The 21,629-nt window shown below is 57.7% G+C and carries 13 protein-coding genes, 10 pseudogenes and 1 other annotated feature; of the genes and pseudogenes, 11 read left to right on the top strand and 12 right to left on the bottom strand.

Annotated features, from left to right (window positions below):
- Positions 1–8 precede the first annotated feature (8 nt).
- The 4 genes from QFZ94_RS41655 to QFZ94_RS41640 form a co-directional block, all read right to left on the bottom strand.
- Complete coding sequence (locus QFZ94_RS41655; protein ID WP_429463858.1) at positions 9–974, bottom strand: iron-containing redox enzyme family protein; 966 nt, start codon at positions 972–974, stop codon at positions 9–11.
- A gap of 76 nt (positions 975–1,050) precedes the next feature.
- Complete coding sequence (locus QFZ94_RS41650) at positions 1,051–1,230, bottom strand: hypothetical protein (protein ID WP_018437908.1); 180 nt, start codon at positions 1,228–1,230, stop codon at positions 1,051–1,053.
- Between the two features lie 318 nt (positions 1,231–1,548).
- The gene (locus QFZ94_RS41645) at positions 1,549–2,283 is read right to left on the bottom strand and encodes an IS6 family transposase (protein ID WP_429463856.1); all 735 of its coding nucleotides are present in this window, start codon (positions 2,281–2,283) and stop codon (positions 1,549–1,551) included.
- Complete coding sequence (locus tag QFZ94_RS41640; RefSeq protein ID WP_018432837.1) at positions 2,283–2,447, bottom strand: hypothetical protein; 165 nt, start codon at positions 2,445–2,447, stop codon at positions 2,283–2,285. Before QFZ94_RS41640 ends, QFZ94_RS41645 begins: the two co-directional genes overlap by 1 nt.
- A gap of 610 nt (positions 2,448–3,057) precedes the next feature.
- Between QFZ94_RS41640 and QFZ94_RS41635 the strand changes: the two genes are divergently transcribed.
- Positions 3,058–3,777: a transposase gene (locus QFZ94_RS41635; RefSeq protein ID WP_429463854.1), complete on the top strand. Its 720-nt coding sequence runs from the start codon at positions 3,058–3,060 to the stop codon at positions 3,775–3,777.
- A gap of 225 nt (positions 3,778–4,002) precedes the next feature.
- Positions 4,003–4,275: pseudogene (locus QFZ94_RS41630) on the top strand (transposase); the annotation flags it as partial.
- 433 nt (positions 4,276–4,708) lie between these two features.
- Here QFZ94_RS41630 and QFZ94_RS41625 read toward each other — a convergent pair.
- Positions 4,709–5,266 carry a hypothetical protein gene (locus QFZ94_RS41625; protein WP_429463852.1) on the bottom strand — a complete coding sequence of 186 codons (558 nt, stop codon included), beginning with the start codon at positions 5,264–5,266 and terminating at the stop codon, positions 4,709–4,711.
- Here QFZ94_RS41625 and QFZ94_RS41620 point away from each other — a divergent pair.
- Complete coding sequence (locus QFZ94_RS41620) at positions 5,238–5,960, top strand: IS6 family transposase (RefSeq protein ID WP_429463850.1); 723 nt, start codon at positions 5,238–5,240, stop codon at positions 5,958–5,960. The genes QFZ94_RS41625 and QFZ94_RS41620 overlap by 29 nt on opposite strands.
- 1,060 nt (positions 5,961–7,020) lie before the next feature.
- Here the strand turns inward: QFZ94_RS41620 and QFZ94_RS41615 are convergent.
- A complete protein-coding gene (locus QFZ94_RS41615; protein ID WP_429463848.1) occupies positions 7,021–8,541 on the bottom strand; it encodes a hypothetical protein in 1,521 nt (506 codons plus the stop codon).
- 415 nt (positions 8,542–8,956) lie between these two features.
- Here QFZ94_RS41615 and QFZ94_RS41610 point away from each other — a divergent pair, with 415 nt between their 5' ends.
- Positions 8,957–9,292, top strand: a complete 336-nt coding sequence (locus QFZ94_RS41610; protein WP_429463846.1) for a hypothetical protein — start codon at positions 8,957–8,959, stop codon at positions 9,290–9,292.
- 150 nt (positions 9,293–9,442) lie between these two features.
- Positions 9,443–10,709, top strand: a pseudogene (locus QFZ94_RS41605) (IS256 family transposase).
- 38 nt (positions 10,710–10,747) lie between these two features.
- Here QFZ94_RS41605 and QFZ94_RS41600 read toward each other — a convergent pair.
- Both QFZ94_RS41600 and QFZ94_RS41595 read right to left on the bottom strand, forming a co-directional pair.
- Positions 10,748–11,215: pseudogene (locus QFZ94_RS41600) on the bottom strand (IS6 family transposase); the annotation flags it as partial.
- 39 nt (positions 11,216–11,254) lie between these two features.
- Positions 11,255–11,557, bottom strand: a pseudogene (locus tag QFZ94_RS41595) (integrase core domain-containing protein); the annotation flags it as partial.
- 65 nt (positions 11,558–11,622) lie between these two features.
- Between QFZ94_RS41595 and QFZ94_RS41590 the strand changes: the two are divergent.
- Together QFZ94_RS41590 and QFZ94_RS41585 are read left to right on the top strand one after the other, a co-directional pair.
- Complete coding sequence (locus QFZ94_RS41590; RefSeq protein ID WP_429464310.1) at positions 11,623–12,975, top strand: IS30 family transposase; 1,353 nt, start codon at positions 11,623–11,625, stop codon at positions 12,973–12,975.
- Between the two features lie 28 nt (positions 12,976–13,003).
- A pseudogene (locus QFZ94_RS41585) lies at positions 13,004–13,306 on the top strand (integrase core domain-containing protein); the annotation flags it as partial.
- Between the two features lie 116 nt (positions 13,307–13,422).
- On the opposite strand, the pseudogene QFZ94_RS41580 reads toward QFZ94_RS41585, so the two are convergent.
- From QFZ94_RS41580 to QFZ94_RS41565, 4 genes and pseudogenes are all read right to left on the bottom strand, one after another.
- A pseudogene (locus QFZ94_RS41580) lies at positions 13,423–13,593 on the bottom strand (IS110 family transposase); the annotation flags it as partial.
- A gap of 633 nt (positions 13,594–14,226) precedes the next feature.
- Complete coding sequence (locus QFZ94_RS41575) at positions 14,227–15,180, bottom strand: transposase (protein ID WP_429463844.1); 954 nt, start codon at positions 15,178–15,180, stop codon at positions 14,227–14,229.
- A gap of 1,308 nt (positions 15,181–16,488) precedes the next feature.
- Positions 16,489–16,926: pseudogene (locus QFZ94_RS41570) on the bottom strand (integrase); the annotation flags it as partial.
- Between the two features lie 221 nt (positions 16,927–17,147).
- Positions 17,148–17,865 (bottom strand): annotated as a pseudogene (locus QFZ94_RS41565) (IS6 family transposase).
- Between QFZ94_RS41565 and QFZ94_RS41560 the strand changes: the two are divergent.
- From QFZ94_RS41560 to QFZ94_RS41545, 4 genes and pseudogenes are all read left to right on the top strand, one after another.
- A complete protein-coding gene (locus QFZ94_RS41560; protein WP_429463842.1) occupies positions 17,833–18,495 on the top strand; it encodes an IS630 family transposase in 663 nt (220 codons plus the stop codon). The pseudogene QFZ94_RS41565 and the gene QFZ94_RS41560 overlap by 33 nt on opposite strands.
- Before the next feature lie 316 nt (positions 18,496–18,811).
- Positions 18,812–20,218 carry a GGDEF domain-containing protein gene (locus QFZ94_RS41555; protein WP_410852979.1) on the top strand — a complete coding sequence of 469 codons (1,407 nt, stop codon included), beginning with the start codon at positions 18,812–18,814 and terminating at the stop codon, positions 20,216–20,218.
- 167 nt (positions 20,219–20,385) lie between these two features.
- A pseudogene (locus QFZ94_RS41550) lies at positions 20,386–20,613 on the top strand (transposase); the annotation flags it as partial.
- A 51-nt stretch (positions 20,614–20,664) separates the two neighbouring features.
- Positions 20,665–21,605 (top strand): annotated as a pseudogene (locus tag QFZ94_RS41545) (IS3 family transposase); the annotation flags it as partial.
- Positions 20,955–21,071: a sequence feature (AL1L pseudoknot), on the top strand. (Overlaps the previous pseudogene by 117 nt.)
- Positions 21,606–21,629: the final 24 nt, after the last annotated feature.

The following is a 21,629-nucleotide window of genomic DNA, read 5'->3' as shown; positions in this document are numbered from 1 at the left end:
TGGTCGCCTCACAGGTCGGACACACGCCGCAGCAGTGGCGCGTCGGAAGTGTAGTAGTGCCAGACGGCCGTGTAGAAGTCGTCGTAGAGCTCGACGAACAGCCGTAGCTGGGCCTTCACGCGCGCGACGGTGACGGCATCGAGCACAGGGACGTCCTGGAAAATCGCGCGTGTCAGGCTACCGTGCGCGGCGTTGAGGTTGATGTTCGCGTGCGTCTTGAGCGGGCCGACGAGCCCGTCGGGCAGTTGCGCGCGCTCGCACGCCTGGATGAAGCTGTCGTGCTGCATGCCCTGGCCTTCGAGCAAGCCAAGCGTCGTGAAGAAGAACAGTGGATCGCTGTGCGACCAGTACGCGAGCGCGTTACACAGCCCCATCGTCTCTGGCAGTGGGATCGCATCGAGCATGTCGGCGCGGCTCAGCCCTGCGAAATTCAGCGCGCGCAGCAGGATTTCGTCGTGTCCGTACTCTTCGGAGAAGAAACGGTTGAGCGTCAGTCGCACCGGCGTGCTCGGCACGTAGGACAGCACGGGCGCATCGAAATAGCTTTCGCGGAACAGGAAGTGCCAGTTCTCGATCACCATGCCGATCGCGAGCCGCTCGGGCAGGTCGCCCGGCGAGCGTGTGTCGAGGCACGCGCGCCAGAACGGATTGCGGTAGAGCGTCTCTTCGCAGTACTGCTCGACGAGATCCTCGATCTCGAGAATCACTTCCGAGCCCGCGCGGCTCGCGACCGGCGCGTCGTCGTCGATCAGGCCGGCCTCGTCGAGCGTGCCGACCAGCTCGTCGAGCAGCGCGCGCGGCAACGCGGGCTCATCGCGCGCGATCTCGTCGAGATCGTGGCGGCCGTCGAACTGGTCGAGCGTGCGGGCCAGCGCGACGGCGGCGTACGGGCTGTCGGGCGGCGCGTCGACCTGCCGCAGCGTCACGGGCGCCACCAGCCGCGGGCGGGCTGCGGGCGATTCGATCTGTTCCATGATGAGGCTCCCGAAGTGGGCGCACGGGGCGGGCGCGCGGCTCGCCCCGCAACTGGCGGAACCTGTGCCGCGGCGATTACAGGTGGATCGCGATCAGCGTCGGCGTGCCGTCGGGCTTGTTGACGGTGACAAGGTAGTGCTTGCCGCCGAGCGTGCCCGTATTGATGTAGAGATCCACCTTGTGGCCGTCGAACACGTTCTTGGCCGGTTCGGCGTTTTTCACTTCATGAACCGTTGGCTGATGTGAATTTGCCATATCGATCACCGTTTAAAAAATGAAAGGGCATCCGATCTGATTCGAACAATCGGGCTGGATGATTTACAGTGAAATCCGGAATGAAATGAGAACGTGGGTTTATTTCCTTTCATCCGTTGTGCGGATGATTCATTGGTAGATATTCGTCCGCACTTGATAATTTAGTACAACGTTTGCGCGGTTCAAGATCTATTTAATGGCATGTGCAATTATTTTCCCTGAATCGGCGCATGCGTTGTCAAGGCCATTTTTAAATGTCGGGACGGCACTGTCACGTTAATTTGCTCGCGACGTAATAGTGGGGGGCAACGCGCTTGCTCAGAAAACCGGCGGAACTTGGGTGATCTCTGTGAAGCGATGCCAGGCGGCGATGCGTGTGGCAAGCTGTTTGCGATAGAGCGAGGCGCGTAGCAGGTGTCGCTTCAGCGCGAAGTGCTGCCCGATCGGACCGAAGCTCGATAGGAAAGCCTGCGTGCGCTCTGGATCGCGAAAGCCACGCATGCGTCGCTCGCGTTCGCGGGTCGGCTGATGACTGTTTTCAGCCCGGTTATTGACCCGCGCGCTGGCTTTGACAAAGACGTGCTTGACGCAAGCCAGTGCGGGAATCTCGGCTTTCGCCGCCCGATAGCTGCGCAGCTGGTCAGTAACGATCTTGCGCGGTGCCTCAGAGCACGCGGCAAGCACGCGCTCGAAAAACCGCTTCGCTGCTGCCTTGTCGCGGTGCTTCTGTAGCAGGATATCGAGTTCGGCACCGTGTTGTTCGACGGCGCGCCACAACAGGTACGGCTCACCGCGCAACGTCACAAATACTTCGTCAAGGTGCCATGTGGTGCCGGGCTTGCGACGCGACGCTTTCACACGGTGTGCGAAGCACGCGCCGAACTTATCGCACCAGCGTCGTACCGTTTCGTAGCTGACGATAACCCCGCGCTCGAACAGCAGCTCTTCGATATCGCGCAGGCTGAGATGGAACCTGAAATACCAACGCACCGCGCAACTGATGACCGATGCGGGAAAGCGATGACCGCGGTACAGCGATTTTGCATTTTTCATCATGCGATCTTACCCGACCATCTCGATAACGTGACAATGCCGTAGACGGGTGTGGGCAAGCCGCGAAACTGCCCGCCGAGGTTTGCCCACTCCGAGGTGGGACTGACGGACAACCTCGCAAACTCGGCTTCCTTGAATTCGACTGCAGACAGGGGGGTGGACATGGGATCTCCTTGGTATCGTGCGGCGTTCTTCAGCCCTCGTCTCGCCACACAACGCGGGGTGGTGGGCAATGCAACCGCTGCCCGTAAGGCGGCCGACGCCAACGTGTAAGCAAAATCTTGTTGTAACTTTCCTGTTCGGAATGAAAGACCGGTTACGCTTTGCAGGCACACGGTCTTGTCAATCGACGCCCGATCACCGGTCGTCGGAGCGAGAGTGCATCGACCAAACGAACAATCTGTTATCCGAACGAATTGAGCTTACTTCATGGTTCCCGTGCTGGCCCCTGTCCAGGTTGATAGGGTGCGCAAATTGCCAACTGGTTGCTAGTCTTTCCGGGCAGCCCGATTTGTCTGGGGCCGCGCCAATGCTGGATTTCATGCAACTGGTTGCTAGTTTTTCAATGCCATCGAATTTGCGTGCGAGCCGCTGAGGACTGGATTTCCGATCAGGTCGCGAGATCAGCTATAACGTCCAGATTTCTGGACGCAGCGCATGACCGGAAACCCACGCTGGCAGGTAATTCCCGTGAAATTCAGCCAGGCGCAGTTCGAAGAATTTGTCTTGCCGCATCTGAGCACGGGTCGGCGCGGACCACGGCCTCACTGACCCTTGCACAAGACCTTCAACTACATCTTGCAGGTGCTGTACATGGGCTGTCAATGGAAGATGTTGCCTATCGAGAGGAATGCAAAAGGTCTCCCCGAAATTCACTATACGCGTATCTATCGATCGTTTCGTCGCTGGCAGGCCGAGGGTTGCATCGATGCCATCTTTGCTGGCTCGGTAAGCAGGCTTCGTGACGACAGCCTGCTTGATCTAACGGTTGTTCACGGCGATGGCACCACGACGGCCGCCAAGAAAGGCGGTGACAACCTCGGCTACAGCGGCCACAAACATCTGAAGGGTGACAAGGTGGTGCCATTCTGCGATCGCCACTGCAACGTCATCGCGCCCTTCGTCAGTGCCCCAGGTAACCGCAACGAATCGCCCCTGCTGCGCGAGGCGCTGCCGAAACTCACTGCAATGGCCCGCGCCATCGGCGCAGACCTGCAAGGCGCAATCGTCAGTCTGGATGGCGTCTACGACTGTCGTGCCAACCGACGCGCGATCTTCAATCGTGGCATGGCGCCCAACATTCCCGAGAACCCGCGTGGGCGCAAAACGCCTAAACGCGGTCGCAAGCGGCGCTTTGATCCGGCCATCTCCGAGGAGCGCTTCAGAACCTTCGAGCGCGTCTTCGCCTGGAAGACAAGTTTCGCCGTCTGTTGCTGCGCTTCGAACGCATCAGCGAGGTGCACTACGCGTTCAAGACGCTCGCTTATACGATGATCAACCTTCGGCACTATTGCTGAAAATCATCGCAGGACCTACGGCTCCATGGTCGGTTCACCGTGCCATGCAATGCAACGTCCATTACGTTCGCATTCCTAATGATAATACGTCGTCGTATGATTTTATAGCCATCATTTTTCGCAACGGTCCCGCCCATTTCGCCCGCTCATGAATGTCGCGAAAAATCCGTGAGTTGCAAGAGGCCGAAACCCGCAATCTGTTGCGAGCCAGAAAGCGCTGATCCGCGGCAAGGCCCCCAAGGCACGCGACTTCACCAATCAGCGTACGCGCCGTGCGGGCGAAGTTGACGAGGTAGCGCGCGGCAAGAATCGCAACAAGTCGAAGATCCGCGCTCGGGTTGAGCACGTGTTTGCTGTTGTCAAGCGCCTGTGGGGCTTCACGAAGGTGCGCTATCGCGGTCTGGCGAAGAACGCCAATCGCGCCTTCGTCGCGCTCGCGTTGACCAACGTCTATCTCTCGCGCAGGCGATTGATGGCACAGGTACGCCCGCAATGGGCGAAAAGCGGGCCGCAGGCCCGTGCGCAACGCCCTGGTGGGCAGGAAATGCAGCCGGAAAGCTTCACTCACGATGAATCTGCCTCCGTTTGCGCCCGAATCGATGAATACAACGGCTTGTTCAGCGTTGCCTTAGTCGCCCCGCAGCGGCTTACCTTGACGACTTTTCTCGGCTGTTGGGGTTGGCAACCGGTCAACGGCAGTTATCAGGTGCACTATTTCACGGACGTTATTCCGACCGCAATGTTGAGGGGGATCATGCTGCCCGAAAACCGAAGGCGGACGAAGCCCGTGAACGCTCCTATCGGCACCACTTCAAAACGAAAAGTAGTCTACCTTTAACCGTGGAATGTAGTTTGAAACGTCCGAGTAATATTGAACAATTTGGTCATGATATTGATCGAAAGAGTGCTTAATATCGTGCATATTGGCCTGAATTGACGTCTGTCTGCATATGCAGCAGCAATCCAGAAAATGTATCAGGCGGCAAATTGGCTTTGCGAGCAATGTCGACCCATGCGTCCTCCGCTTCGGCAACGTCTTCCGACCGCATTTCGATGAGGTTCAGACAGCAAAGATAGCCGAGGGTGGAACTACGCGCGACATCTGAAAACATGCTCACGAGCGACGCCGTACCAATGAGTGGATGCGCAGTGACGATATGCTCTTCCGCAAGGCCGAGTTTCCGTAAACATGTCGCTATGAGCGAATAGTGAGAATATTCCTCAGTGAGATAACGACTTAGTAGTCCAGCGGCAAAATCATCCTCGGCAGAGTTGATGGCGGCCCCAATGTGTCGTGTGCTCAACCGCACGAAGTGATACGTCTCCAGAAGAATCCCGATAATCAGGTCTCGAGTCGGTGCAGATTTTAGCAGACCAAACGGTTCCGTTGCAGTAAGGCCCACGTTAAAATTGGGTAGCGAATTTTTGAGCTGTGCGATGAAGAAGACAAAGACACCGCGAACCACACTCGCGCCGGGCCTGGCCAAGGTCCTGAAGCGCCTTCACTACCCGCTTGAAGTGATTTTGCTGTGCGTGCGATGGTACGTGGCCTATTCGCTGAGTTTGCGCAATCTTGCGGAAATGATGGGCGAGCGTGGTATCGCGGTAGATCATTCGACGGTGTACCGCTGGGTCATCAAGCTGCTGCCGCTCTTCGAAAGGAGCTTGCGCAAGCACAAGCGTCCGGTTGGGAAAAGCTGGCGAATGGACGAGAGCTATATCAACATCAAAGGCGAGTGGAAATATCTTTACCGGGCAGTGGACAAGGCTGGCGACACGGTCGAATTCCTGCTCAGGGCCAGGCGGGACAAGGTCGCTGCCCGGCGGTTCTTTGAAAAGGCGATCGCCCATAATGGTACGCCAGAGACCGTGACCATCGACAAAAGCGGCTCCAATCTGGCCGCACTGGATGCAGTGAATGCCGATTGCGAGACGCCGATCAAGGTCCGTCAGATCAAGTACCTGAACAACATTGTCGAACAGGACCATCGGGCTATCAAACGCCGGACCCGGCCGATGCTGGGATTCAAGAACTTCCACCGTGCGAGGGTCATTCTCGGCGGCATCGAGGTAATGCACATGATCAGGAAAGGACAGATGAAATGTGCGGGCAAAGACCCGTCGTCTGCTTCCCAGCAGTTTTACTCTCTTGTGTCATAATCAATACTTATCATATCGACATTTCTCGTCCCGACACCCTTACTGCAACAGAACCTTTCAATTTGCCGTAGCTCTCGACAGCAGGCGCTGGCGCTTGTAATGTGGGTTCGCTCGTTTTCGGCGCTTCGCCCTCACTCTTATGCGCCGCGTGATTGCAGTTGCGATTTGCAACCGTGAATTCAGCCGCTAGGACGCAAAGAAGAGCGAGTATGGACAATATGACTAACCAACATCGGGGCCATCTTGTCGGAGTGCTCGGGGCGCGCATCCGCGCGGACTGCGACTGTTTCTGACCGCTGTTCTCAATTCGAGAGACAGCAACTGCCTGTGGTTCTCGCCGGCTCGGATGCTCTTCTGTATGTAGAGCATCCGCGCTCGGCATACTGCGGCGCGCTTGCGTACGTTCGTCATCGTCTCGGTCGTCGGTGACCTCCCCAACGTCAGTTTGATTCAGTGCATGGCCTCCTTCGGGAGAACTCACCATTGCGTTCGGGCGGTCCGGTACCCCGATAGCAGCGAGCAATGCAGCCCGCTCGACGGGTTGAATTTGCAACATCCCGTGAGTCGCCTCTTCAAGAAGATCAAAAGCGTCCTGCCCGAGTCGCGCGCTGCGGTACAGAACCTCCCCGGCGCAGTTAACTATCGTAGTTGGGTCCTCTGTATAGTCTCCGGCTTGATTAATCACGATGCGTGGCTTACCGCGCACGACTTCCATACGCGGCTCGCTGAAGATGGCCCCAATGCAGCGGATGACGCTCCGCGACGTCTCGCGTGAATGGTGTACCTGCATGAGACCTGCTGTGAGGAGCAGGTCAAACAACATCGCGACTTTCAGCGTCCGCTCGATCTCACGCGCGTGTTCGGGCTTCTGTGAGCGACTGGATGACGCGGGCGATGCGATGCATATCCATAGCTAGAGCCCTAGTACGATCGATATCGGGGCAGGCAGGACGTGGCCTATCCCGATACGAAAATGTTCCCGAGGTTGCAGCCAGCGATTGCGCGGTCCTCGATCCCTTCACGGCCTTACAGTGGCTAGTTGATGCAATACCTTGCGCGATTAGGTGTCGCCGCCATCGCCGCTTCCCTTGCCGCCACTGTTACCCCCCGACGCCTCCCTGGCACCACCGTCGCGACCTGTGCCGGAATCATCAGCCGGCAAGCTGATGAACTTTGCCGGGAAGTACTTCGCCATCCATGCTTGCGCAAGTTGCGAGGCAGTGATCCTTTTGAGGTAGTAAGTGATCGGAGCGCCCATATTGCCCGCAAGACATTTCTGGATGTAGTCGTCAAGAGCATTCATCATTGAATTCGTATCGATGATCTTGTTCCTGCCATCATCGATGTCCGAGAGCGCGGACAGTGCGCTTTCGACCTGGCTCGACTTCATGGCCAGCAATTCCTGGCCGGTACGGGCGCGAGCGGCTGCCGATGAGACCGATTCCTGGTCCGTCGCCGTAGCTCCTTGCAGCTTGAGCAGCGCTGTCATCGACTTGGCGCCATCCGCATCGGCGAATTGCTTGACCCCCATCTGCACTTCGTTCGACTTGATCGAAGGAATAGAACCGACAGTGACGAGCGTGCAGTGGGAAGTAACATTCTGCGCGGAGAGCAGCGATTTCGCGTCCTTGCTGAACGAACTGTTTACGCCGAAGCCACCCGAGGCGTTTTCAAACCAGCTCGCGATTTTGAATTGCGTTTGAAGCGACGCAGTAACGCTCTCCATGGCTTGGCGGTTTCGCGTTTCAGTTGTGTTTAGCACGTGGACCATGCCAATAAAGCACGAACCCATCGTCGCGCCGGATAGAATGGTTAGCGCCTTTTCGTCCTTGGTGTCGGACTGGGCTGCAATCTTTTGCATTGAGGCGATCGAGTCAGTCTTAATCATCGCATCAGGGAAAGAGGAATTGAACGCACGGATGCCTTTGTCCACATCTAGAATGAACGGTGCTAGGAGTGCGGCATTCTTATGCGAACATGTCACGCTGATGACGAGCGTACCGGCGATGTCGTGGTTCTGGAGTTGACTGATAACCTGGCTCGTGGCAGCGCTGGAGGTATGTGTCGCGAACTCATCTCCGAAAATACCGACCTGACCGCTGACGAATGAGCCAATTATGGACGAATGTGTCCCTGATCGGAAGTCGCTTGCATCATTGGAAAAGAACTGAACGTTCATCTTGAGACTGTCAGCTGACAGTGGTATCTGCTTGATCTGCGAGCGATCGAAGTCGACCGGACTCTCCGCCGAGTCGCTGATACTGGACATTTTTTTCTTGAGCGGCTGGACTGACTTGATCGCAGCAACTTTCGCTTTTGCAAACTCCTGCGCTGCGGCGGCGAGATCCTTGCCTACCGCTACGGACTCGGCATCGACATGAGAGGTGTCGATACCCATCCCCGCCAGTTCCTGAGACGTCATGTCAAGCGAGCGCTTGGCGGAAATTAGGGAATTGAGAGTGTCTTCTGCGGCATCGGCAGGCGCACAAGCAGCCACAACCTGCTCGAGCAAATGCAGGCGCTCTATACTGACGAGATTTCCGAGCGCAAGCGCGGGATCGTAGGGAATCGCCGAAGGCATGATGGGATACTCCTGTGTCTACGGGTATTAGGGGTCTGTTCGTTAGTGCGACGGTAAAGAAAATCCACTGCTCATCGCAGTGGGCCTACGGGTGCCACATCGGCGAAATACATCGCCCGCCTGAGAGAAACTAGGACGGTGCCGTCTCGTATTCGTCGAGAAGATAAGCCTTGATTTGACGACGGGATATGCCAAATGTTGAGTGCAACGCGTCTGGAGACCAGCCGCGCGCGAGCGCCGTTCGGATAGCGGCACGCCTAAGTGCCTGGAGCAGCCCCCAAACGTTGGGGATATCGATCTGGCCGTTCACGTCGGCAGTATCGCGCCACCGGATGTATATTGGTTCTGGCACGTACAGGCCGGTTCGGTGGAAGAACTTTTCGTGGCGCGTTGGTAGGTAAAGTCGACACCCACCATGGGCTTTCACCAGATCAAGCATCATGCCAAAGCTGGTTGGACGCACCACGTCAGCCAACGAGTTGGGCAGACAAATTTACACGCGGTCGCGATTGCGCTCGCAAAATCGGATACACGGTTCGCGAGATTTCTCTGCGAACAGGCCCGCGCCTCCGATGGAGTGAATGAAACCTTCCTCCTCTGGTATCGCGGCGGGGTCTGCATCATTGATCGGGTGATGATTGATTTGCCACACTGGATTTCTCCTCTTGTCCAACGAGTGCAGGTTACCCAACGGAACTTCACCAAAATAGGGGAATTGCCTTCCCTGGTCGCACAAAGTCCCACTTCTTAATGCTGTTAGGATGTGCGGGGGAGGAGAGCTATTGTCGAATCTGGTGTACAGCGGGAGCGGCGGGAATTTGAGAAGGCGGTGGCGGTCTAGCGAGAATGTTGCTTGTCAAAGGCACAACCAGCGAACCCGAGAAGGCCGGACCCGACCACCATGAAGAAGATTACGCAAGAAGCGAACAGCAGTAAAGCGCAAACGAAAAGCGTGCTAGATGAGCTGATCCAGCAAGGCGCGCGGCAGATCATTCAGCAGGCAGTCGAGGTGGAACTGGCGACCATGCTCGAACAGTACAGCAACGTGAAGTCGATCGACGGCCGGCGTGCCGTGGTGCGCAACGGCTACCTGCCCGAGCGCGAGGTCGTCACAGCGATCGGTCCGGTGACGGTTCAGGTGCCGAAGGTGCGGGATCGTTCGGGCTGGGGCATCCGGTTCAATTCGACGATCGTGCCGCCGTACGTGCGCAAGTCCGCGCGCGTGTCGGCAGCGCTGCCGTGGCTGTACCTGCGAGGCATCTCGACGGGCGACATGAGCGAAGCTATGGGCATCATGCTGGGCGGCCAGGTCAGCGGCATGTCGCCGAACGTCGTGAGCCGGCTGAAGGCCCAATGGGCCGATGAGCATGAGCAGTGGAATCGGCGTGAGCTGTCGTCGGCGCGCTGGGTCTACTGGTGGGCCGACGGCATTCACACCGGTGTGCGCAGCGACGATTCCGACGGCCAGTGCCTGCTGGTGATCGTTGGCGTCAAACCGGACGGGACGAAGGAACGTGTGGCCATCGGTGACGGCTACCGGGAATCGAAGGCATCGTGGAGCGAACTGCTGCTCGATCTGAAGAAGCGCGGCCTGCCGTCGGGGCCACTGCTGGCCTGCGGCGATGGCGCGATGGGATTCTGGGCCGCGATGGAGGAAGTGTTCCCGCAGACGAAGCATCAGCGCTGCTGGTTTCACAAGATGGGTAACGTGCTCAATGCGCTGCCGAAATCCGCAGCAGGCTCGAGGCAAGAAGGCGATGCAGGACATCTGGATGGCGGCCACGCGCGCTGATGCACTGGCCGCATTCAATCACTTCGTCGACGCGTACTCGGCAAAGTACCCGAAGGTCGCCGAAAAGCTGACGGAAGATCGTGACGAGCTGCTCGCGTTTTACGATTTCCCGGCTGAACACTGGCAGCATCTGCGCACCACGAACCCGATTGAATCGACCTTTGCGACGGTGCGCCATCGCACGAAACGCACGCGCAACTGTGTATCGCGCGCGACGTTCCTCGGGCTGGCGTTCAAGCTGATCGAGTCGGCCGAAGAATCGTGGCGGCGCATCCGCGCCCCGGAAAAGCTCACTTCGATGCTTGACGGGATGACGTTCAAGGATGGAGAACCGGTGACCGACAGCACACCGGCTCAGCAATCGCTAGCCGCCTGATTACGCCGAGACCGCATACACCAGATTTGACTTTAACTCATGCCGCCGAGAATGACCCTCGCACGGTGGAAGTTCTTGAATCCCAGCATCGGCCGGGTCCGGCGTTTGATAGCCCGATGGTCCTGTTCGACAATGTTGTTCAGGTACTTGATCTGACGGACCTTGATCGGCGTCTCGCAATCGGCATTCACCGCATCCAGTGCGGCCAGATTGGAGCCGCTTTTGTCGATGGTCACGGTCTCTGGCGTACCATTATGGGCGATCGCCTTTTCAAAGAACCGCCGGGCAGCGACCTTGTCCCGCCTGGCCCTGAGCAGGAAGTCGACCGTGTCGCCCGCCTTGTCCACTGCCCGGTAAAGATATTTCCACTCGCCTTTGATGTTGATATAGCTCTCGTCCATTCGCCAGCTTTTCCCAACCGGACGCTTGTGCTTGCGCAAGCTCCTTTCGAAGAGCGGCAGCAGTTTGATGACCCAGCGGTACACCGTCGAATGATCCACCGCGATTGAACCGGCCCGGGTTTCCCGGAGACTGTTTTGCTTGAGTCATGCCACGGCGGCAGACCCAGCGAGTTTTGCATAGTAAGCGGCTTCTGCCTCGGCGGGTGGAATGTTGCCAATGGGACCGAAGAGCCGACGATTGTTGAACCAGTCCACCCATTCAAGCGTCGCCATTTCGACGGCCTGCAGATTGCGCCACGGCCCGAGGCGATGGATCACCTCGGCCTTGTACAAGCCGTTGATCGTTTCAGCCAGTGCGTTATCGTAGGAGTCGCCCACGCTGCCCACTGACGGCTCGATGCCAGCCTCAACCAGTCGATCCGTGTAGCGGATCGATACGTATTGGGCGGATTCAACCGGTCGTCGCAACACCTTTGATCGAGGAGATGTTTATGGGACGACCAGCGGGTTGGATGCATAAGTTGACAGGGCGAGGAGCGATGCGCTCGCCCGGTGCGCCGTCGCATCGGCGCGAGATCGAGCGGCGATTCTGGGAGCAAATCGCAACAGGCATTACAAGCGAGAAGGCTGCAGAGGCGGTTGGCGTGTCGCAGGCAGTAGGCACTCGCTGGTTCCGACATAATGGCGGCATGCCACTTTCCATGTTGAGCCCGATATCCGGGAGGTACCTGTCGTTCGCGGAGCGAGAAGAGATTGGACTACTTTCGCATCAAGGCGTCGGGGTGCGCGAGATTGCTCGCCGTATTGGACGCAACCCATCAACGGTCTCCCGGGAACTGACACGTAACGCTGCAACGCGTGGCGGGCAGCTTGAGTATCGGGCTTCGGTTGCGCAGTGGAAGGCGGAGCTGGTTGCCAAAAGACCCAAACCTTCGAAACTGGTGACTAACTCGCGGCTGCGCCACTACGTGCAAGACCGTCTGGAGGGCAAGGTTCGCGACGCTGATGGTCGTGAGATTTCTGGGCCACGGCAAGCACCATTCAAAGGGAGAAACAAACCGCATCGCGGTGATCGCAAATGGGTCAATGGCTGGTCGCCCGAACAGATTTCCAATCGGCTGCAGATCGACTTCCCGGATGACGAATCCATGCGCATCTCTCACGAAGCCATTTACCAGGCTCTTTATATCCAGGGCCGAGGTGCTCTCAAGCGCGAGCTGGTCAACTGCTTGCGCACTGGGCGGGCGTTGCGCGTGCCGAGGGCCCGGGCACAGGCCAAGGCCTGGGCGCACGTTAGCGAGGAGGTGATGATCTCCAGCCGGCCTGCTGAAGCGCAAGATCGTGCTGTGCCAGGGCATTGGGAAGGTAACCTGATCATCGGCCTAAACCGGTCCGCGATCGGAACGCTGGTTGAGCGGTCAAGCCGGTTCACCATGCTCGTCCATCTGCCTCGCGAGGAGGGCTACGGGCTGATTCCCAGAACGAAGAATGGTCCTGCGCTGGCTGGCTACGGAGCTGTCACGATGGCCAATGCGCTCAAGAAGACCGTGACTGACCTGCCCGCCCAGTTGTGGCGGTCATTGACCTGGGATCGTGGCAAAGAACTATCCGATCACGCCCGTTTCACGGTCGAGTCCGGGGTACAGGTATTCTTCGCCGACCCGCACAGTCCATGGCAGCGCGGCACGAACGAGAACACGAACGGTCTCTTGCGACAATACTTCCCAAAGGGTACAGACCTGTCCCGGTGGAGCGCTCGAGAAATCCAGGCCGTTGCCAATGCACTGAATACCAGACCCCGGAAAACACTTGGTTGGAAGACACCTGCCGAAGCACTGGACGAATACCTGAGGTCTGCTCAATAATCGAGTGTTGCGACGACCGGTTGAATCCGCCCAATACGTATCGATCCGCTATACGGATCGGTTGGTCGAGGCTGGCATCGAGCCGTCAGTGGGCAGCGTGGGCGACTCCTACGATAACGCACTGGCTGAAAAGATCAACGGCTTGTACAAGGCAGAGGTGATCCATCACCTCGGACCGTGGCGCAATCTGCAGGCCGTTGAAATGGCGACGCTCGAATGGGTGGACTGGTTCAACCATCGTCGGCTCTTCGGCCCCATCGGCAACATTCCACCTGCCGAGGCAGAAGCCGCTTACTATGCAAATCTCGCTGAGTCTGTCACTGTGGCATGACGCAAGCAAAACGGTCTCCGGAAAACCCGGGGCGGCTCACTACTTGGCACCCAGAGGAATTGGGTGTTGCACCTCAGAATGACCGACAAACCGTGCATAATTCCGGGGCGTCCATAAAACGTTGATTCGACGACGACTCCCGCCAGCTCGTCGCGCCATGGCGTGAGTATTCCGCGAATCTTCGCCAGATCGTTGGGGAGGCGCTTTTCGGCCACCACCCGGCCATTTTCATCGGTCACCGTTACGACGCTGTTGTTCGAATGCAGGTCGATTCCGCTATATTTCATCTCAGCCTCCCTCTGGTTAAAGCTGTTCGCAAACTCACTTTAACCCCGCCGCCTCCACGACGACGGTGGGAGGCCCCCTAGATGATTTTCAAGTTTCGCCGCCTGCTGTTGCGCTTCGAACGTCTCAGCCCTCTTCACTACGCGTTCAAGACACTCGCCTGCACGATGATCAACCTGCGGCACTACTGTCGCAGTTAATCGAACGGCGTCGTCGCAGCTTTCAGATCCGGCGCAGTGCGCCATGATCCATCACACGTCACGTGTGTCTTGCCCCACATTCCCCTTATCATCTAAATCCGGTCTTCAATTCAGCAGTGTAGAATCAATTTGCATTCCGTACGATATGAAGAAAACCCCATCATGGCCGATCAAATCAAACCTGCAACCAGTAGAGAGGAAAATCCGCGGTACGGAGAAGATCAAGACCCTTCTGAAGGGATACTCCGCGAGGACGCACCCCCGGCGATTAAAAAAGACTAACGCCTCACGTGCAGGCCGCCCGATCATGTCGGACCACATACATGCCCCACTTTTGGCAATCGTTCCAAAACCGGGTCAAGGTCTCGCTAGGCATACTCGGTCCGCTGGAATACTGGGAGAGCCTCGAAATCAAGGCGCAAACCAATCCGAGTTTTACCGCCGACGGGTGGCATCCAGTTGGCATTGATCGATCCATTCGCGTGCCCGTTCAAGAGCAAATTGATGCGCGGTATCCATATCGGCGAAAGGCGGTCCGATGAGGCCGGAGCGTTCAATGCGCTCGCCGTTCCTGACGATTTCAACACTTGTGCGATATTCACCGTTACGCACAAGTTCTGCGACAACGTAGATAATGTAGCCATTAGGTCCAATCACACGCACGCCGCGCGGCCTTGCGCAACTCATCCACAACGGCATCTGCTGCCGGCTGTTGGGTTCGAGTTCGTTATGTGTCTCGCTGGTCTTACGCTGCGCACCGGCAAGTGGTTGTCGGCAGTCTTTGCTCTCGAGGCTAAAAGTCTGGTCTGGTCGACTATGAAAGTTGTACTTTTCCAAGGAGGAGAACGGCGGGTACACCTCAGCAGTTTTGGCTAGGGAGGTGGTTTTACATGCTTCAATGGCGACAGGGGAAGTCAGCTGATGCGTAATGCGTGCCAGAGGCTCAAGTGAACACAGCGGGAGCGTATCGTCTTCTTGCTGAGTGCCACGTTGCCACGTTTCAGGACTACTCCAGAAAACAGACTGCTCGAATGTTTCCGGCGGCCTGTGCACTATTTTTGACTGTACTGGTTTTGCCGCGGCGCGCGGCGTTTCAGGCACATAGGAGAGACTGCGGCCGTTGAGTGTCAGCAGTCGTATCATCTCGGCCAACGTACCATTGGTGTGCCACTCCGTAAGACGCCGCCGGCAAGTGGGCTGGGACGGATAGTAAGGGGGAAGCTTCGACCACGGCTGACAAGTTGACAGGAGCCACAAAATGGCATTGGCGATCGTGCGGGCTGGCGCGCAGGGTCGTCCGCGTCGAAGCACGCGGCGGCCGTCTGGCGGGTTTGACAAAAGCGCCGACAATTGCGCCCATTCCTCATCTGTAAGCTCTTGAAAAGACATTCAAATCTCCGCGTGCTTCAACGCAGCCGTTGGGCCGATTTTTCCGTAGACCTTGTCGAAATTTTTACCATATGAGCGTCACGATGGTGAAACACTTGGTCAGTGAAGATCAAATAGTTATCAGCTTGATTACAGAAGAGCGACTTGGGTCAGTTATGCTCGGCCGCACGCTGCGGCGTGGCAAAGCGACGCGGACGCCTATCTGCGTTACCTACGTGCGAACGAGCCTGCATCCGTCTCGTAAAGCAGTCCTGTCGCACCCATCGCGCAGAATCCTACTACCGTGGGCATGCTCGCCGAATTGGGCGATCTCTCGCTCTTCGTGCATTCAGGCGAACTAATCGCCTTTCCCAAGCCCATCATCGACTGTGGATAAGACGCAGTTTCGACTGTGCCGACGCTATCGTAAACTCGTCGCGTGCGGCAACGAGAAAACATTGCGGTGATCCCGATCGTCCGATGGCTCAAGGCGTTCGTCTTTGGATGTCGTTCCTAGGTCGCATGAGGTCTGTGCGATGCAATGCAGCTGCCGAGTAGTCCATTGAAATCAACGTAACCACTGGAGGAAGTCTCTCCTGAAGGCAGCTTGCCCGACCCGCGAACGGACTGCGCAACGGATATGGTCCGATTTGCTAACCTCCGGCTCTGCTTGATAGAGGACTTGTTCGCGCCGCTTTTTCAGCGAGATGTCGGTCCGCGTTGTCCATCCCCTGTCAAACAATTCGACTTCGCTCGAGCCAACCGATTATCAGCTATGATCGAGTCCCATTCTCCCCGCGGAGGTGTCCGTCCACACCGTGCGGCTCTGGCGGCATCGGTAGCCCGCGTATGATTCCACACCGCAAGCCAGCCCTATCGGGAGCCATACTGTTTTGCTTCACCATAAACGTGCCCCAAAACGTTGGGTTATTAGCCTTTCTTTGGGTGCAATTCGTCAGCTACTTTCCTCAGCATGGTTGAATCGCAGCACGATTTGGTCAAGTGGGACTTAGAAATGAGCGCACCATCTCCGCTCACGCGAACGTGACGGAAAGTTCACCGTGCTTGGTGAAAACACGCGCAATCTGTATGCCTTATAGTCACCCCGCGTGAAACCGCGAAAAACAATCAGCTTGTCGACAAGCTTTGAAGGTGGCTGTCCTTTTTGTTCAATCCACGACGAAATATGTCGGCTTGTTGCCAAGGCGGAGTGTGATCTTATCGTACGCCGAGTACGCCATTCGTAAGTTGGTGCCGCTAACAAATGTCTCGATGAGCGCGAACAGACTAGGCAGCAAGGGAGGGTAGCAAAGCGAGAGGAAGAGATAGGCGCGCCGACAGTCCGCCCGCGAAGGGTCGCCACTCAACCGAATCGCGCGATCGGGGCGGACCGACCCAGCGCTCGCGCGGCGTCGGCCGCCTGACGAACGCCCGATACGCGATCACATCGTCGGTCGTCAGGCACGACAGCGCCCGTCCACGTTCAACAATGGCCCACAGGATGAGACCTTCGGCTTCCTTGCGGTAGGCGCGTTGCGTGGCAACCGTCTCGTGCAGTGCAAGCCACGCCTGCACCGCCTCGTAGTCGTTCGTTGCGTTCAGCGTGCAGGCCTCGCGCGGGGCCCGGAAACTGCCGTGCGAACCATCGACCTCGTGGGGCAGGCGCAACTGTTCCCATGGCACGATTGCGCTTCGCTGTGCGACAGCAATCAATGCCCGGGGGCGTTCCGTGAGCTGCGGATGAGCGGCGAAGAACGCTTCGATCTGTAGGCAACACGTGCCTATAAAGGAAGTGAACTAAAATTTGATCCACGTCGACAATTATGTATTTTTCTCGATGCCTATTCAGAGTTTTCGAATAGACTGATTTTGTTCCATGCAAAGCGCGACGTGGAGGCGGCAAAAGCCTTTTTCAGGCGTTGTCACGTTAAGGTATACGAGACGCAAGAGCGCACGGGACGTACATTTGCTCAGAAATTGGACGGATCCTAGGTGAGCCCAGTGAAGCGATGCCACCCGACAAAGCGTGCGGCGAGCTGTTTGCGATAGAGTGATGCACGCAGTAAATGTCGCTTGAGCGCGAAGTGCTGGCGAATCGGACCGAAGCTCGATAAGAACGCTTGTGTGCGATCAGGATCGCGGAAACCACGCATCCGGCGTTCGCGCTCACGCGTAGGTTGATGGCTGTTTTCGGCACCGTTGTTCACCCGGGCACTGGCTTTGACGAAGACGTGTTTGATGTTTGCCAGTTCGGGAATTTCGGCCTTCGCGGCCGGATAGCTGCGCAATTGATCGGCGACAATCCTTCGTGGCGCGTCGGCACAGGCGGCCAGCACGCGATTGAAGAAGCGCTTTGCTGCGGCCTTGTCGCGATGTTTCTGCAGCAGGATGTCGAGTTCGGCGCCGTGCTGGTCGACTGCCCGCCAGAGCAGATAAGGCTCACCGCGCAACGTCACGAAGACTTCGTCAAGATGCCATGTGCAAGCCAGGCTTGCGGCGAGCAGCTTTGACGCGATGTGCGAAGCCCGCGCCGAATTTGTCGCACCAGCGGCGGATCGTCTCGTAACGGACAACGACACCGCGCTCGAACAGCAGTTCTTCAATATCACGCAGGCCAAGTTGGAACCGGAAATACCACCGAACCGCGAGACTAATGATTGCCGCCGGCAACCGGTGGCCGTGATAAAGCGATTTTCTTTTCTTCATCGTGACATCTTACGTGACTACCTCGCCAACGTGACAGTGCCAGCGAAAGAGGCGAAGCTTGAGAAAGCAACGATCTACTGGGGTGACGAAATGGGCTTGCGTAGTGATCACATCAGCGGCACGAGCTTCGCGCTTAAGGGCCAAACGCCGGTGGTGCGCGCGACAGGACAAGGCTTCGGCTGCAACATGGTCTCGGCCATTACGAACCGCGGGGAGTTGAGCTTCATGGTCTTTGAGGGAACCTTCAGGAACGCGACCGTCATCGAATTCATGAAACGCATGCTCAGGCAGGTCACGCGCAAGATCTACCTGATCGTCGATGGACACCCAGTGCACCGATCCGTTGCCGTCAGGCAGTTCGTCGCCGATAACGCCGAACGTCTGCGCCTGATCCGGCTGCCGGGGTATTGTCCCGAGCTGAACCCGGACGAACTCCTGAATCAGGATGTGAAATCCAATGCGCTCGGCAAGAGCCGACCGACCAGCAAGGCGGAAATGATCGGCACCGTCCGCCGGCATCTGCATCGTCGACAGAAGGAGCCGCACGTGATCCGCAACCTGTTCAAGGAAAAGCATGTCCGCTACGCCGCACTGATCAAGTGCGCACTATTTGATACACCGGTCAGGTAAGAATCGCCGAGGTGCTTCCAGTTGACTCTGCGCGACATTGAGGGTTGCCTGTGCGGGGAGCCGTATGAGTTGCGAAACCGTACGACGCTGATGCGACAAATTCGGCGCTCGCTTTGCACATCAGATTCAGGCCGCGTATCGCAAGCCCGGCAATACGTGGGCCTCTCGACGAAGGTGTGTCAGGAACACAAGCGAAAGCTTGTCGGATTGTACTGAAGATGGGAGTTGGCAGCGTTCTCGTCGTTTGCGGCAACCACGCAAACACTCGGGCGAGTACATCGAGGTATGCCAACGACAGACCGAGAGAACCAAATCCATGAGCGCGACCACTGCGGTGCAGACTGACCAGCCACTTCCGCTTGTTCGGTTTATCACGCGAGTCTACGCACAGTTAGTGCTGGCCGCTTTCGCTCTTGTTCCGTCCTATCTGATCGCCTATCTGCATTTATTTCAGAACCCGACACTCAAGTTCGAGAACCATCCGTTCCACGAATTTGCAATTGCAGCAGCGACGCTTGAGGCCCTTTTTGTCACATACGTGGCATGGCAGTGTTATCGGTCCTCCGGAGAGCCGCTGCTGCGATGGATGACACTGGCTTTCCTGGGATTTGTACTGATCTACGCCTTGCATGGAGCATTCACCGGGCTCGCACATGACAACATTTGGCTATTCCTGTTGTACGGACCGGCGTCGCGCCTGACGATGTCAATCCTGCTGCTAGTCGGGCTTCTGTCGTATCACCGGCCGCCTGACCCAGCCGACCGCCGCGCCGGAGCCCGGTACTGGCTAAGCTGGGCCGCAATCTTCCTCGTCGTGGACGTTTTGGTCGCGCTTCTGGCGCATTCTACGGTTGCTGGGATAGTCCTGCTTCGGTTCACGGAGGCTACGGCACTCATTCTGTCAACGCTGAACGTCGCCATCTTGATGCTGAGTCGGCCTCGGTCGCCGTTGATGTTGGTGTACGGTATCTCCATCACGTCGTTCGCGCTGTCGTCGGTCGCTTTCCTCCTTGGTCGCCCATGGAATCACATGTGGTGGCTTGCTCATGTCATTTTCGCCAGCGGCTTCTTTCTTCTCAGCTATGGCGTGGCGTATGCCTTTTTGACAACACGCTCATTTGCGACGATCTATAGTCGCGAGGAACTGAACGCACGGCTCGCCCATGCGATGGCCCGCACCGAAAGCGCTCTGCAGGAGCTGCAGCGTACCAACCGGAAACTTGAGCATCTGGCGGCGACCGACCCGCTAACAGGGGCCGCCAACCGGCGTCATTTCATTGAGCGTTTAGAAGCAGAGGTCGCTCGCGCAAAGAGTGACGGTGCCCCGTTCTCACTCCTGGCGCTCGACCTCGACAATTTTAAGTGGGTGAACGACGCTTACGGGCATCAGGTCGGCGACACAGTCCTGCAGGGATTCGTGCAAGCATGCCTCGACGCGATCCGGCCGTACGACGGCGTAGCACGCGTGGGTGGTGAAGAGTTCATGGTGCTGTTGACCCGTACGTCGCTGGATGCCGCACTTGCAGTTGGCGAGCGCATTCGCGCGGCAATTGCAAGCACGACGTTCGCCGGTGAGGTCGGACGCAAGGTGTCGATAACAGTCAGTATCGGTATATCGCAGTTCGGTAGGGATGGCAGTACGATTGACGCACTGCTTCGGGCAGCCGACCAGCGGCTCTACCACGCCAAGCGTCAGGGTCGCAACCGGGTGGCGGCTGTATAGCGGACGAGAGCCCGCCGATGTGCGCAAGCGATCTTTCACGGTCTCGCAGGCGAGTCGACGTCATTGAGCACGCGACATTTGAAGCAATATAGAAGAAAAGGCTGGTCAACCACCCATTCAGGCGGCGTTTGGTGAGCTTCCCCTGAAATTTCGCCTTCCCGCAGGTCGTGTATAAACTCGACCGAAAGGAGGGAAAGAAGAAATGTTTTAAGGTACCGCACCAGGTGTACACGGCGGAGTTCAAGGAAGCTGCCGTGCAACGAGTCAAGGACGGGCAAGGCGTGAGCGCCGTGGTCCGCGAACTAGGCATGTCGATGCAGACGCTGCGCAACTGGCTCACAGCGTCGGAAGCCGGTAAGCTGAACGGCCCCGGCGCGAAAGTCGTCACGGCGGAACTGAACCGCCCCGGGATTTCCGGAGGCTCCACTTCTTGAGAAAATGGAGCTATGGAAAACACGAAGAAGAAGTGCCCAAGGTACTCGCCTGAAGTTCGTGAGCGGGCTGTGCGAATGGTTCTGGAACATCAAGGCGATCACGACTCGCAATGGAAAGTCATCGCGTCGATCGCGGCGAAGTTTGGCTGCTCGGGCGAGACACTGCGCAGCTGGGTGCGCAAGGAAGAGCGGAATCGGGGTTTGCGCCCGGGCACAAGCACGCAGGAGCAGGATCGGCTCAAGGAGCTGGAGAGGGAGAACCGTGAGCTGCGCCAGGTTAATGAAATCCTGCGCAAGGCGTCGGCGTATTTCGCACAGGCGGAGCTCGACCGCCGACCGAAGTGATGATCACGTTCATCGATGATCAACGGCACGTCTACGGGGTCGAGCCGATCTGCAGGGTACTGCCAATCGCGCCGTCGACGTACTACACGCATGTGGCCCGCCGCGCCCATCCTGAGCTGGTGCCGGCGCGGGCCCAGCGCGACAGGATGCTCAAGGATGAGATCCGGCGCGTATGGGAAGAAAACTTCCAGGTCTATGGCGTAGACAAGGTCTGGACGCAATTGAAGCGCGAAGGCATTGTCGTGGCGCGCTGCACGGTCGAGCGGCTGATGAAGCAGATGGGCCTGCGCGGTGTGGTGCGGGGCAAGACGGTCCGCACCACAGTGAGCGATGGTTCGACGCCGTGCCCGAAGGATCTCGTGAACCGGCAATTCACGGCCGAGCGACCCAATGCGCTATGGGTGTCAGATTTTACCTATGTATCGAGCTGGCAGGGCTTCGTCTATGTCGCGTTCATCATCGACGTGTTCGCCCGACGCATTGTCGGCTGGCGTGTGTCGAGCTCGGCGCGCACGGACTTCGTTCTGGACGCACTGGAACAGGCCTTGTACGAGCGACAGCCGGCGCAGCAGGACGGGCTGATCCATCACAGCGACCGCGGCGTGCAAGGCGGATTCAACCGGTCGTCGCAA

It is taken from the genome of Paraburkholderia sp. JPY465, from assembly GCF_050436725.1.
GTDB lineage: Bacteria > Pseudomonadota > Gammaproteobacteria > Burkholderiales > Burkholderiaceae > Paraburkholderia > Paraburkholderia youngii.
Note: the sequence above shows the minus strand (reverse complement) of the source record. Positions and strands in the feature narration are given on the sequence as shown.